Annotated in this window: 12 protein-coding genes; all 12 read right to left on the bottom strand. The window is 43.2% G+C overall.

The annotated features are described in order from the left end of the window. Positions 1 to 201: 201 nt before the first annotated feature. The 12 genes from ftsZ to NX903_RS07590 all read right to left on the bottom strand — a co-directional run bounded on the left by ftsZ (position 202) and on the right by NX903_RS07590 (position 12,850). Entirely contained in the window at positions 202 to 1,350 is a 1,149-nt protein-coding gene (gene ftsZ, locus NX903_RS07645) for a cell division protein FtsZ (protein ID WP_003232167.1), read from the bottom strand. A gap of 35 nt (positions 1,351 to 1,385) precedes the next feature. After that, positions 1,386 to 2,708 carry a cell division protein FtsA gene (gene ftsA, locus NX903_RS07640; protein ID WP_003232169.1) on the bottom strand — a complete coding sequence of 441 codons (1,323 nt, stop codon included), beginning with the start codon at positions 2,706 to 2,708 and terminating at the stop codon, positions 1,386 to 1,388. Between the two features lie 173 nt (positions 2,709 to 2,881). Next, positions 2,882 to 3,247, bottom strand: a complete 366-nt coding sequence (locus NX903_RS07635; protein ID WP_003238683.1) for a small basic family protein — start codon at positions 3,245 to 3,247, stop codon at positions 2,882 to 2,884. 17 nt (positions 3,248 to 3,264) lie between these two features. Then, positions 3,265 to 3,972: a DUF881 domain-containing protein gene (locus tag NX903_RS07630; RefSeq protein WP_009967184.1), complete on the bottom strand. Its 708-nt coding sequence runs from the start codon at positions 3,970 to 3,972 to the stop codon at positions 3,265 to 3,267. Positions 3,973 to 3,994: 22 nt separating this feature from the next. Continuing rightward, positions 3,995 to 4,690, bottom strand: coding sequence for a DUF881 domain-containing protein (locus tag NX903_RS07625; RefSeq protein WP_014476745.1), 696 nt, complete (start codon positions 4,688 to 4,690; stop codon positions 3,995 to 3,997). Continuing rightward, on the bottom strand, positions 4,687 to 5,478 hold the full coding sequence (divIB, locus tag NX903_RS07620) for a cell division protein DivIB (protein ID WP_003232178.1): 792 nt from the start codon (positions 5,476 to 5,478) through the stop codon (positions 4,687 to 4,689). The genes NX903_RS07625 and divIB overlap by 4 nt, the downstream gene beginning before the upstream one ends. Positions 5,479 to 5,607: 129 nt before the next feature. Beyond that, positions 5,608 to 6,519, bottom strand: a complete 912-nt coding sequence (murB, locus tag NX903_RS07615) for a UDP-N-acetylmuramate dehydrogenase (RefSeq protein WP_003232182.1) — start codon at positions 6,517 to 6,519, stop codon at positions 5,608 to 5,610. 31 nt (positions 6,520 to 6,550) lie between these two features. After that, positions 6,551 to 7,642 carry an undecaprenyldiphospho-muramoylpentapeptide beta-N-acetylglucosaminyltransferase gene (murG, locus tag NX903_RS07610; RefSeq protein ID WP_015383602.1) on the bottom strand — a complete coding sequence of 364 codons (1,092 nt, stop codon included), beginning with the start codon at positions 7,640 to 7,642 and terminating at the stop codon, positions 6,551 to 6,553. A 120-nt stretch (positions 7,643 to 7,762) separates the two neighbouring features. Next, on the bottom strand, positions 7,763 to 8,863 hold the full coding sequence (gene spoVE / locus NX903_RS07605; protein WP_086343817.1) for a stage V sporulation protein E: 1,101 nt from the start codon (positions 8,861 to 8,863) through the stop codon (positions 7,763 to 7,765). Positions 8,864 to 8,923: 60 nt separating this feature from the next. Beyond that, positions 8,924 to 10,279 (bottom strand): UDP-N-acetylmuramoyl-L-alanine--D-glutamate ligase, encoded by a 1,356-nt coding sequence (murD, locus tag NX903_RS07600; RefSeq protein WP_015383601.1) that lies wholly within the window; start codon positions 10,277 to 10,279, stop codon positions 8,924 to 8,926. Then, positions 10,280 to 11,254, bottom strand: coding sequence for a phospho-N-acetylmuramoyl-pentapeptide-transferase (gene mraY, locus NX903_RS07595; protein ID WP_003232192.1), 975 nt, complete (start codon positions 11,252 to 11,254; stop codon positions 10,280 to 10,282). 111 nt (positions 11,255 to 11,365) lie between these two features. Further along, positions 11,366 to 12,850 carry a UDP-N-acetylmuramoyl-L-alanyl-D-glutamate--2,6-diaminopimelate ligase gene (locus NX903_RS07590; protein ID WP_003245326.1) on the bottom strand — a complete coding sequence of 495 codons (1,485 nt, stop codon included), beginning with the start codon at positions 12,848 to 12,850 and terminating at the stop codon, positions 11,366 to 11,368. Positions 12,851 to 12,977: the final 127 nt, after the last annotated feature.

Genomic DNA, 12,977 nt, shown 5'->3' with positions numbered 1-12,977 from the left:
TCTGAATTACAGATATTGTCGTTTCATGTCATTCAATTTCCATATATATGAAAATGATAAAAATGTCACAAAAATAAATAGGTCTAATTATCTGTTTTGTTACTAAGCGAAGGAAGCAATAGGGAAAAAGACTTTATAAGAAGGAAAGTGTGAAGAGAAAAACAAAAAAGGACAAAATCGAAAACGATTTTGTCCTTTACATTAGCCGCGTTTATTACGGTTTCTTAAGAATGTCGGGATGTCAAGCGTATCATCAGCCGGCTGTGAAGTATGACGGCTTACTGTATTCTGCTGCTGAGGCTCCTCACGTTTTGGCTCACGCTTCGGAACACTTTGGTTGTGTGTTTTGATGCTTTGATTTAAGCTTGGACGCTGAGGCTTCGTCACGTCCTTCTCTTGTTCGATAAAGCCGGTTGCAATCACTGTCACCACAATCTCATCTTTTAGATTTTCATTAATAACAGAACCGAAAATCATGTTTACGTCTTGATCAGATGCCGAAGCGACAATGTCTGCTGCTTCCTGAACCTCATATAGGCTGAGGTTAGTTCCCCCAGTGATGTTCATGAGGACACCTTGCGCACCGTCAATGGCCGCTTCAAGAAGCGGGCTGGAAATTGCTTTTTTTGCTGCCTCTGCCGCGCGATTTTCCCCAGTAGCAATACCGATACCCATCAAAGCAGATCCTTTGTTTGACATGATTGTTTTCACATCAGCAAAGTCAAGGTTGATAAGACCAGGTGTAGCAATCAAGTCAGAAATACCTTGAACCCCTTGGCGAAGTACGTTATCCGCTTCACGGAATGCTTCAAGCATCGGTGTGTTTTTATCAACAATTTCAAGGATACGGTCGTTCGGGATCACGATCAGTGTATCCACCGCTTCTTTCATTGCCGAGATTCCGCCTGCAGCCTGAAGCTGTCTTTTGCGTCCTTCGAAGGTAAACGGTCTTGTCACAACGCCGACAGTTAATGCGCCTAAGTCTTTCGCGATTTGTGCGATAACCGGTGCGGCACCTGTTCCTGTTCCGCCGCCCATACCAGCTGTCACGAATACCATGTCAGCACCTTTAAGTGCTTCTTCAATCTGCTCTTTGCTTTCTTCAGCGGCTTTTTTCCCGACTTCCGGATTCGCACCTGCTCCCAATCCTCTAGTCAGCTTTGCGCCGATTTGCATTTTCACTTCTGCTTTTGACAGGTTAAGAGCTTGAGCGTCCGTGTTTACCGCGATATACTCTACTCCTTGCACTTCATTTTCAATCATTCGGTTAACGGCGTTGTTTCCGCCGCCTCCTACTCCGATTACTTTAATTGATGCTAAGCCGTCTATGTTTGTTTCGAACTCCAACATGCTAAATCCTCCTAATCTGCCGAATGACTATCTATCTATTCCCAAAACATGCTTAATAGTTTTTTCATTTTGCTCTGTTTATTATGTTCGGCTTGTGTTTTTTGTTTTCCTTTTGGCCGCTGCTGCACCTCATTTTGGTGATGATGCTGCTCTTGTTCCTCAGATGATGAGACTGCGATTTCCTGTATCGCTTCTTCAGGCATCTTAAAGCCTATTTTTCTGCCTTGGATTCTTGCATTCCGGCAGGCGAATTGGATCAGGCCCACTCCCGTCATATATTGAGGATCTCTTACACCGATATAATTCGGGCTTGCCACTCTGACATTGTTTTGCAGCACATCCTGTGCCAAAGACATGACACCCGGCATAGCTGCTTGTCCTCCTGTCAGCACGAAGCCTCCCGGCAGATCGGTAATTCCCATACTGCGAAGCTCTTCTGAAACAATTTCAAGAATTTCTTCTACTCTCGCTTCAATGATATTCGCTGCTTCTTGCTGTGTAAATGTTTGTTTTTGATTGGTGCCTATAACGGTTACCTCAAATATTTCATCTTCCGAGGCTTCGTCATAGTAGGCATGTCCAAATTGCTTTTTCACGCGTTCTGCTTCTTCTGTTGACGTTCTCAATCCGATGGAGATATCTTTGGTGATATTTTCGCCTCCGAGAGGAATGACACGGGTAGAAGTGAGATGTCCGTTCTGGAATACGGCAATGGTTGTTGACCCTCCCCCTATATCAATGAGAGCCACACCAAGGTTTTTCTCGTCCTTTGATAATGCAGCAGAACCGGCTGCCAGCGGCTGAAGGCAAATATCAGTTATTTCAATACCAGCTCTTTCAACGCAGCGGAGTAAATTATGTAAGATTGTTTTTGAACCGGTGATCAAGGTGCCCTCTACTTCTAAACGCACCCCCAGCATTTTTTTCGGGTCGGTGATTTCATCTCTTCCATCTACGATAAACTGTTTAGGAATGACATCGACAATCAGCTGTTCGTGCGGTACTGAAACAACCTGTGCCGCCTCCATGACACGGCGTACGTCTTCAACCTGAATTTCTTTATTTTCACTGGAAACTGCTACAACACCGTTTGTATCTTGAATATTGATATAATTTCCATTAACGCCGACAATAGCTTTTCTAAGCGGAAAACCTACCATTCTTTCAGCTTGGTCAAACGCTTTTCTTATAGAATGAACGGTCTCATCTATATCAACGATTGAGCCTTTTTTCAACCCTTCAGACGGTACATTTCCCACACCGATAATATTAAGGGAATCATCTGTCATTTCTCCGACGATCACTTTTGTATTGGACGTACCGATGTCAAGACTGACGTAAAGTTCATTGTTGTTCATTCTATGGCACCTCCTCACATTTCGATCATTTCTATTCTATTATTTGCGGAACAACAATACAATGAATGTGGCTTTACAAGTGTGTAACAAAAAATAACAACAGAATATTTTTATGTGCTTTTCACATTTTATGTTTATTGAAAATATTCGTTATATCCTATGTATATCCTCTTTTATATCACATTTTTTTTATTTTTTTTAGAAAGAGTCCACTTTGTTAGTAGATTTCTTCTGATAACGGCTATATTCTGAAATAATCTGACTCCAAATGCGAATATACCTGCTAAATACAAGTCTACACCAAGATGGACTCCCAGAAAAGCTAAACTTATTGCCAATATAATATTAAAAAAGAAACCGGAAACAAATACCATTTCATCATATGTACCTTGTAAATGCGCCCTGATTCCACCGATTAATGTATCAAGTGCGGCAAGCACCGCAAGCGATAAATAGTTTGAGTATTCACTCGGTATCGTTAAGTTTGTCATTAGTCCAATCGCTATTCCGAGCACCAGTCCCAACACGGGCAGCCACATGACAATTCTCCTCCTTTTCAGTCTTTAAGCAGTTTCAGCTGTTGTACGTCCAGTGGTCTGTCATATGCTTTTAATGTTAGTTTGCTTTCAGATTTACCGGCTTTTAATGCTAAATTTTCAGATGCAAAAAGATCCTCAAGGCCTGACCCCTTCACTCTGCTGTGTAACATGTCCGGATCTTTGGCAAGCACTTTTACTGTTAAAGGATAATCGTCAAGGGCGTATCCGTCTATTTTTGTAGTGCCGTTTATATCTCTGATGACTGTATGATTCACAACTCTTCGCTCGTTAATCGAGATATGCTCTGCACCGTAGGAGTTGAGTTCATTAATCAGCTTTTTCAGCAAATCCGGAGGCGGATTTTCGATCGGCTCTCCTGTTAAGCTTTCAGAAAAAAGCGGGGAAATCGTAATGACAATTCCGCTACCTGTTATATCGGTCATGCCGGCTGTTTTTTTTAAGGATTGCAAGGTATTATTTAGCGCGGTTTCTTTTGTCATTTCTTTCGTTTGCGAATAGCTATTCAGCAGTTTGTCATATTTGTTTATTTCAGCCAGCAGCTTTTCCTGCTTCTTCTGCTCTGATGTCAGCTCTTCCCTAATATCCCACATATCTCTTGTATCCCGGACTTTGGGGTGTTTTAACGAATTAAACTGAACAGATATCATCAGGCCGAAGATGACCATAAGCACACTGATGCTTATGAAGGAACGCTTTATTTTCAATCTATTTCACCCGCTTTTTCAGTCATTCCTTCGTTTTCAGAATCGGTTTCATTTGTACATTTTTCTCTTTTTCTGCCGAAACAGAAATATGATCCATTGACAGCTGATCAATTAGGCCTCCTGCGATATTTAACGAGGGCAGCAGGACATCTGGATCTCCAATAGCGGATACCGTAAACGGAGCGGGATGCTGCACCCCGTCTACCGTTACCACAGGACCATTGCATTTGATATACGAATCATGCGTCAAACGCTGCCCATTAACGGCGACAGCCGCCGCTCCTGAGATATACAGTTCGTTTACTACTTGGAAGATATGGCTTTCGTGAACGATGTAACTATTCACATTCTCCCCTTCAGGTATGTATGACGCATCTTCCAATGTCACCTCAACGCCTTCTCCCTGCACACCGACTTCCCCAATATACATCCTGTATTTTTCTGTATCTTCGAGGACATTATAGTATTCCGTCTTCTCTTTCTTCAGCTTATTTTCCGCCTGGCGGACTTTGTTTTGCTTTTGATATAATTCTTTTTCAAGCTTCTTATTTTCTTTCTCTTGTTTCAGAAGTTCATCTCTCAGCGCATATTCTTTTTTCCACTCTTCCGTCTCAGCCGCGCTTTTGTTGTTTTCTTTTGTCATTTGAAAAGAAAATGAAATCAAAAAGCCTGCGATAAGCATAATCAAGGAAAGAAGGACTGCTGATTTGCCCCTCAATTTTCATCTTCCTTTTTAGCAGCTTTATCGTTTTTTCCAAACTCTTCAAAATAGGTGGCAACTTCTAAATGAATGATTCCTTTTTTATTGCTGCTTAGCTGTGAGATGATAGAAGGATACGTCTTCATTCGGTCTGCAAACGTTTTAATAGATGCAGTAACAACATAACCGTCGTTCATGTACAACTTAATACGGTTTTCATCCATTTTTACAGGCGTATAATAAATTTCTGAAATCGACTGTTTTAACGAATTTGACAACGCATCGAGCTGCTTGGCCATTTGAGACCGCTTCTTCGCGTTTGTCCAATTCACTAAAATCGGTCCGGCATCATCTGGCGTTACTTCGTTTGGCAGAACTGAGCCGTTTTCAAGCACTTCATAGTACACATCGTCTTTTTCTAAATAAGCAATCGCTTTATATTCTTCGATTGCAATGTTGATTTTATTAGGAAGCGATTTGCTGATCTCCGCTTTTTTCACTAATTTATTTTGCTGAATCTTCTTTTCTGTTTTTTGCTTGTCCAAACTCCAAAACTCAGTATCTCCGCTATTAATATCGGAAAGGTCGATAATTTCCTTTTTTGATACATTTTCATTCCCTGTAACAGAGATTGTTGATACTTTACTGATTGGTGTTTGCAGGTACACAATGATCAGCACCATAATAAAAAAGAGCATAATAAATGAAATGAGACGGCGGTTTGCCTTTTGTTTCCTCTGCTCTTTAATTTTAGGGATCCGCTCTTCAATGTTAACGATTTTTTCTCGGTCTTGACCCGGGTTCATTGCCTGTTCACCTCATTCAAATGAAACAGCTGTTAAAAGTCTGTCTATTCCAAAACAAACGGCATACTATGATGCCGTTTGTCGTTTGCTTACAGTATATCATATGAACAGCTTCAGTCAGAACTTGAATCAGCGATTTCCGCCGATGATTTCAACCTCTGTGTGCATATCAATCTCGTATTTTTCACGGATTGTCTTTTTCACATGGTCAATGAGATCAAGCACATCTTTTGCTGATGCTCCCCCCGCATTGACGATGAAGTTTCCGTGCATCTCCGATATCTTTGCACCGCCGATTTGATATCCTTTCAAGCCTGCTTTTTCTACAAGGTTCCCGGCATGATTCGGAAGCGGATTTCTGAATATGCTTCCCGCACAAGGGCTTGAATACGGCTGTGTATTTTTTCTATAGTCTTTATTGCTTTGCATTTGCTGAACGATTGATTCCTTATCCTTCTGCTCCAGCTGTAAAACAGCTTCAAGGCAAACGCCCGGGCGTTTCTTTTGCAGTACAGATGTCCTATAGCTGAAATCCATCTGCTCATTTGTCAGCCACTCAATCGTTCCGTCTTCAAATAAAATATGCGCTTTGACGAGGATCTCGCTCATATCAGAACCGTGAGCGCCGGCATTCATATAAACCGCTCCGCCGACTGATCCTGGAATGCCGGCAGCAAATTCCAAACCGGACAGGCCTTTTTTGCTCAATGATGTAGCAAGGCGGACCACTGAATAACCGCCTCCGACTGTTACTTGCTCCCCTTCAAGCTCCAAATGGTCAAGACCCGCACCCAGCTTGATTACTACGCCTCTAATTCCTTCATCTAAAACAAGAAGATTTGATCCGCGGCCGATGACTGTCCACTTCACATCATATTTTTTAATCACGTCCATGATGTCTTTAACAGCATCTACACTGCTTGGAATGACCAATACATCCGCAGGTCCGCCGATTTTCATCGTTGTATGATTCGCGAGCGGTTCATTTGCAAGAACCTTGCCGACTTCGCGTTCTTTTAATTCCTGTATCACTTTCTCCATCGTAAACCTCCGCATTCCATTTGCTTTTCTACTATTTTTTTAATTCCTCGAGTACGCTGTATAAACGGGCAGCCGCGTCAGGAACACCGAGTGACTTTGTTCGTTCGCTCATTTCCTTTAACGTTTGCTCATTCAGTACAATCCGGTCTAGCGCTTCAATCAGCTTCTCCCCGCTGAGCTCTGTTTCTTTCAGTACAATCGCCGCATCATGCTGGCCGAGAGATCTCGCATTGACCTCCTGGTGATTCGCTGTCACATATGGACTCGGGATCAGAACACTTGGGATTCCGAGAGCAGTAATTTCGGCAATCGTTGTCGCACCGGCTCTGGCCACAATGACATCAATGGCCTTTAAATACTCAGGCATTTGATGAAGAAACGGCTTTGTGACCATATTATCAGCGGCACCCTTGCTTTTCAGCTCATTCATTACTTTTTCATAGTGAACTTCACCGGTGATATACAGCACTTGATAGTCTCTTGTTTTCAGCGCATCCTGCATGTCAATGACAGCGCGGTTAATCGGTGCAGCGCCTCGGCTTCCGCCGAAAATTAAGACCGTTTTTTTGTCTTCAGAAAGCCCAAATTCAGCCATTGATCGTCCCGTCTTTATTGAGACGACTTCAGAGGCTCTCGGGTTTCCCGTAAATACAACTTTCTCGCTAGGAAAATGTGATTTCGCTTCTTCAAAACAAATCGCTACTTTATTAACATATTTTGAAAGAAACTTATTCGTGATACCCGGCAGGCTGTTTTGTTCATGGACAATAGTCGGAATTCCCATTTTCGCAGCGGCATAGACAACTGGCCCGCATACATAACCGCCCGTTCCAATTACGGCATCGGGCTTAAATTCCGCTAAATACGATTTACTCTTTTTGACGCCCTTCAGAAAACGCATCACAGTCTTGACATTTTCAAATGACAATTTTCTTTTAAATCCTGTAATTTCAATTGAACGAAACGGTATATTCTCCCGCTCAACAATTTTTTTCTCCAGCCCGTTTTCTGTTCCGATATATAAAAATTCCACATTAGGATGACGTCTTTGCACTTCTTTAATAAAAGCAAGCGCAGGATAAATATGTCCCCCTGTACCGCCTCCGCTTATTGCAATTCGCATTTCTTTTCCCCCAGTCTAAGTTTCTCTATAACATAACGATAACCCTGTTTTGTTGGACAGGGTTATCGCATCAATTGTTTCCAAGCTTCATGTTAGACAGGAAGCTTGGACATACATTCGTTAATACCTCGAGTAGCGGCTTACATTCAGCAGCACACCAACTGCCATCAGCATTAGAGTCAATGAAGAGCCTCCGTAGCTCAGAAACGGGAGCGTGATGCCTGTTACAGGAATCAGGCCCGTGACTACGCCGATATTTATCATGACTTGAATGGCAATCATTGAAATAATGCCGACTGCGACAAAGCTTCCGTACAGATCAGGCGCACCAAGCGCAATTCTGATTCCTCTCCACAGCAGGATGCTGAAGAGGAGCAAAATAAGTGTTCCCCCGATAAAGCCCAGCTCCTCTGACAAGATGGCGAAAATAAAGTCTGTTTGCGGCTCAGGCAGATAAAAGAATTTCTGTCTGCTTTGTCCGAGCCCCATTCCGAACAACCCGCCGGGCCCCACTGCATAAAGCGATTGAATGATCTGAAATCCGCTTCCGAGCGGGTCTTCCCATGGATTTAAGTATGAGGTAATCCGCTTTATCCGATATGGAGCCGATAGTACGAGCCCGACAAATCCGCTGAGGCCGATCAGCCCGAGAAAGACGAAATGGGCGATCCGTGCGCCGGCTACAAAAATCATGACAATACAAGTTCCGACCATAACTGTCCCCGTTCCGAGGTCAGGCTGGCACATGATAATCAAAAATGCTGAAAACACGATGCCAAGTGCGGGGACGAACCCCCGTCTGAACGATGTGATGTTTTTTTGTTTTTCAGAGAGAAATTTAGCAAGGAATGCAATCATCGCAAGCTTCATAAACTCTGAAGGCTGTATGCTGAATGCACCGACTCCGATCCAGCTTCTTGAACCGTTCCGCACCATTCCGACGCCTGGTATCAAAACAAGCACCAGAAGGAAAAAGCAGATAACCATCAGCAATTTGGACCATGTCCTCCAAGTCCAATAATCGACATTCATGATAAAAAACATAGCAATGACGCCGATTCCCGCAAACAAAAGCTGCCGTTTCGCGAAAAAGAATGAGTCGTCAAATTTATAATCCGCCCATACCGCACTCGCACTGTACACCATAATTAATCCGATTGTTAATAATAATAACGTAATGATGACCAATAACAAATCAGGCGATGTTTTTTTAGTAGTCAAAGCAATCGACACCCCAAGCTTAAAGTCATTAGGGCTGCCGATTTACTTCAAGACAAGCCCTTACTTAAGCATATGCACGGCATCTATAAACATGTCACCGCGTTCTTCAAATGTTTTGAATTGATCCCAGCTCGCACACGCGGGTGACAGCAGGATGACATCTCCTTCATTTGAGATCGCAAACGCCGCAGATACTGCTTGTTCAACATTATCGACACGTTTGACATGTTGTATTCCCAGTTCATTGCCGAGTTTCTCGAGTTTTGGCGCTGTCTGGCCAAATGTAAGCACTGCTTTGACATGCTTCATATAAGGTTTCAAGTCATCAAAACCATTTCCGCGATCCAGTCCGCCCGCAAGCAGAATGACCGGCTTATCAAAAGCTGAAAGCGCCTTGCTTGTCGCCAGAATGTTTGTTGCTTTACTGTCGTTATAAAATTTGCGGCCATTCACAGTTGTGACATATTGGAGGCGGTGCTTCACACCAGTAAAGCTTGTCAGCACCTTTTTAACCGCCTCATTGGATGCTCCTGCCGTTTTCACAACTGCAATAGCTGCTAAAATGTTCTCCAGGTTATGAGCACCGGGCAGTACAACCTCTTCCAGAGGAAGAATGGCTTCGCCGTTAAACATAATCATACTGTCTTTTACATATGCGCCCTGTTCAAGCGTTTTGCTGACTGAAAATGGGACGATTTCGGCTTTTCCGGCTTCAGCAAGACGCACGACGGTTTCATCATCCTGGTTGACAATGGCTTTATCTGAAGCAGTCTGATGAAGGTACACTTTCTGTTTCGCTTTTTCATAGTTTTCGCGCGTATGGTGATAATCCAGATGGGCGTCAAATACATTTAAAATCAGGCTGATTTCCGGTCTGAAAGCGTGTGTTCCCATCAGCTGAAACGAAGACAGTTCGGTAACGATCCATTCATCTCCATCAGCATGATAGGCAACCTCACTTGCGACTGTGCCGATGTTTCCGGCAATCAGTGCTTTTTGCGAGTCAGCCTTGAGCATTTCGTAAATTAGCGTTGTCGTGGTCGTTTTACCGTTCGATCCGGTAATCCCGATAAACTTGGCGCTGGTCAGGTAGTAAGCGAGCTCAATTTCCGTCCAAACCGGAATGCCTCGTTTCTCTGCTTCCTGAACCATGATATTTTCATAAGGAATTCCCGGGTTTTTGATCAGAATCGTGATTTGATGCTGATCGAACAGAGAAACTGGATGCTCTCCGCAAACAACTTCGATTCCTTTTTCAGAAAGCTTTTGTGCCGGTTCATTTTCTTCAAAAGGCTTTTGATCATTGACTGCAACATAAATGCCTTTTTCATGAAGAATGGAGGCCGCCGCATATCCGCTTTTCGCAAGCCCAAGGATTAAAAAATGCTGTTTCTGTAAAAATTGATCATTTTCCACTTATAACCACACCTCGATGTAAATTCCTAAAACGGCAAGCAAAAGTCCCGCAGCCCAAAACGTCACGACTACTCTCCATTCAGACCAGCCGACAAGCTCATAATGGTGATGAAGCGGACTCATTTTAAAGATTCGTTTACCTGTCGTTTTAAAGCTGATGACCTGCAAAATAACGGATAATGTCTCGATAACGAATACACCGCCGATGATAACCAGCAGGATCTCTAATTTCGTTAAAATGGCAATGGTAACGATGGCTCCTCCCAATGCAAGCGATCCCGTATCTCCCATAAAAACTTTGGCCGGATGAGCATTAAATACAAGGAAGCCCAGAACTGCACCGACAACGGCAACTGAGAAAATCGCTACGTCATATTGAGACTGATTCCATGCCAGAATGGCAAAGGCGCCAAAGGCAATCGCCGCAGTACCGGATAATAACCCGTCAAGGCCGTCAGTCAGGTTAACTGCGTTTGATCCGCCGACTAGCATAAAGAGCACAAGGATAAAGTAAGCCCAGCCAAGATCAAATGATAAGTCAGTTCCAGGAATGCGAATATCCGTCGCAAAATTGTAGTAATGATACACAGCGTAAAATACAACTGCAATAATAATTTGTCCGATCAGCTTTTGCTTTGATGTCAACCCAAGATTGCGCTTCATGACAACCTTGATGTAATCATCTAAAAAGCCAAGCAAACCGTAGCCTAGCGTAACAAACAGAAGCAGCACCATTTCGGGGCTTATTTCTGAAAACTTCTGTGTCATAACAATTGTTGTCACTATGATAGAAAGTATGATCATGACCCCGCCCATTGTCGGTGTCCCTGATTTTTTCTGATGTGATTTCGGTCCTTCTTCTCTAATACTCTGGCCGAATTTTAATCTTCTTAAAAACGGAATAAGAATCGGAGAGAGCAGAACACTAATTAAAAACCCCATTAAAATTGTAAACAGAATGACTTGCTCAAGCATTGTCCTATTCTCCTCCTGTTTCTTTCAAACGACATACGTAGTTATCATATTCATGATTTTTTTCCATATGAAAAATCTTTTTAAGCTCCATTATTCAGTAACATCTCTTTCCTATGAATTCGTCTTATTCTTATTGAGTTCAACAATGGCTCTCGCCGCTACTTCAGCATCATCAAAATCGAAAGTTTCATTTCCGATCTGCTGATAGGTTTCATGTCCTTTTCCGGCAATGAGGACAACGTCGCCTTTTTTGGCATTGGCAATTGCGAAAAAGATCGCCTGCTCGCGGTTTGCAATACTGTGATAGTATGCGTTCTCTACTCCGGCTTCCATATCTCTTAAAATCGCGCGAGGATCTTCGCTTCTCGGGTTATCTGACGTGAAAATCGGCTCGTCAGCCAGCTCCACAGCAATTTTAGCCATTTTCGGGCGCTTCGTCTTATCTCTGTCTCCTCCGCAGCCGACAACGACAAATAGCTTTCCTTCCGTCATGTCTCTGCATGTCTCCAGCACATTTTCAAGGCTGTCCGGTGTGTGCGCGTAGTCTACAATGACAGGAAACTCCTGCTGCTGATTGACCAATTCAAAACGTCCTCTTACACCATGCAATTCTTCAACAGCCTCAGTGATGATTTCAAACGGTATGCCTGCTGCAATACATGTTGCAACAGCGGCCAGCACGTTATACACATTAAATTGTCCGACGAGAGACATCGTGATGTGCTTCGTGCCTTTGTTTGTCACGAGATCAAAGCTTGTGCCCTGTGCAGTGATACTGATGTTCTTCGCCATCACATCAGCATCGTTTTTAATTCCGTATGTAGAGATATGCGCAGCTGTTACCTTTTCAAAATAAGCGCTCGCCTCATCGTCAGCATTCAGTACGGCACGCTTTGGATGTTCATGGTTGAAAGCCCCGCCAAGTTGGGAAAAGAGCAAGCTTTTTGCATGCCGGTACTCATCCATCGTTTTATGATAGTCCAGATGGTCCTGTGTTAAATTCGTAAACACGGCAATATCATAATCACAGCCATGGACGCGTCCTAAAGACAAAGCGTGGGAAGAAACCTCCATGATAGCAGTGTCAACGTGCTTGTCATTCATTTTCTTAAACGTTTTCTGCAGCGTGACGCTTTCCGGAGTCGTGTTTTTAACAGGAAGTGTTTCGTCTCCGATTTTCATGTACATTGTACCGATCAAGCCTGTGCGTTTTCCCGCTTTTTTCAGAATCTCATCGACCATGTGGGTCGTTGATGTTTTGCCGTTTGTCCCTGTTATCCCAATCAGCTGAAGCTTCTTCGTCGGCTGTCCGTAAAACGCATCAGACAAAACGCTGAGCGCGCGAAGTGACTGCCGGACAATAATAACAGGAACATTCACATCGACCTCTCTTTCTGCCACAATAGCCGCTGCACCGTTTTCTACTGCTTTTTGCGCAAAATCGTGGCCATCCACCGTATACCCTTTTACACATACAAAAAGACTCCCTTTCTTTACTTCCCTGGAGTCCATCTCAATTGAAGTTATTTCAGGGTCTTGTGAGTCGTTTACAGAAGGTTCGGTTGTTAAGTATGTAAGCAGCTTTGTAAGTTTCATCGTATCAAACCTCTCAACATTCTAATTCGTTCTTTTTATCATTGAAGTCACATCAAATGATGTGGTAATGATTTTAAGCATACAGTTCATATTTTAGCGTAAATAAAAGGATACATCCAGCTAATCT

Origin of the sequence: Bacillus sp. FSL R5-0576, from assembly GCF_038004765.1 — a bacterium.
GTDB lineage: Bacteria > Bacillota > Bacilli > Bacillales > Bacillaceae > Bacillus > Bacillus subtilis.
This window is presented reverse-complemented; position numbering and strand designations above follow the sequence as displayed.

Coding starts and splice junctions, on each gene's coding strand:
- ftsZ (WP_003232167.1), bottom strand. CDS start 1,350: ATGTTGGAGTTCGAAACAAACATAGACGGCTTAGCATCAATTAAAGTA.
- ftsA (WP_003232169.1), bottom strand. CDS start 2,708: ATGAACAACAATGAACTTTACGTCAGTCTTGACATCGGTACGTCCAAT.
- NX903_RS07635 (WP_003238683.1), bottom strand. CDS start 3,247: ATGTGGCTGCCCGTGTTGGGACTGGTGCTCGGAATAGCGATTGGACTA.
- divIB (WP_003232178.1), bottom strand. CDS start 5,478: ATGAACCCGGGTCAAGACCGAGAAAAAATCGTTAACATTGAAGAGCGG.
- murB (WP_003232182.1), bottom strand. CDS start 6,519: ATGGAGAAAGTGATACAGGAATTAAAAGAACGCGAAGTCGGCAAGGTT.
- murG (WP_015383602.1), bottom strand. CDS start 7,642: ATGCGAATTGCAATAAGCGGAGGCGGTACAGGGGGACATATTTATCCT.
- mraY (WP_003232192.1), bottom strand. CDS start 11,254: ATGCTTGAGCAAGTCATTCTGTTTACAATTTTAATGGGGTTTTTAATT.
- NX903_RS07590 (WP_003245326.1), bottom strand. CDS start 12,850: ATGAAACTTACAAAGCTGCTTACATACTTAACAACCGAACCTTCTGTA.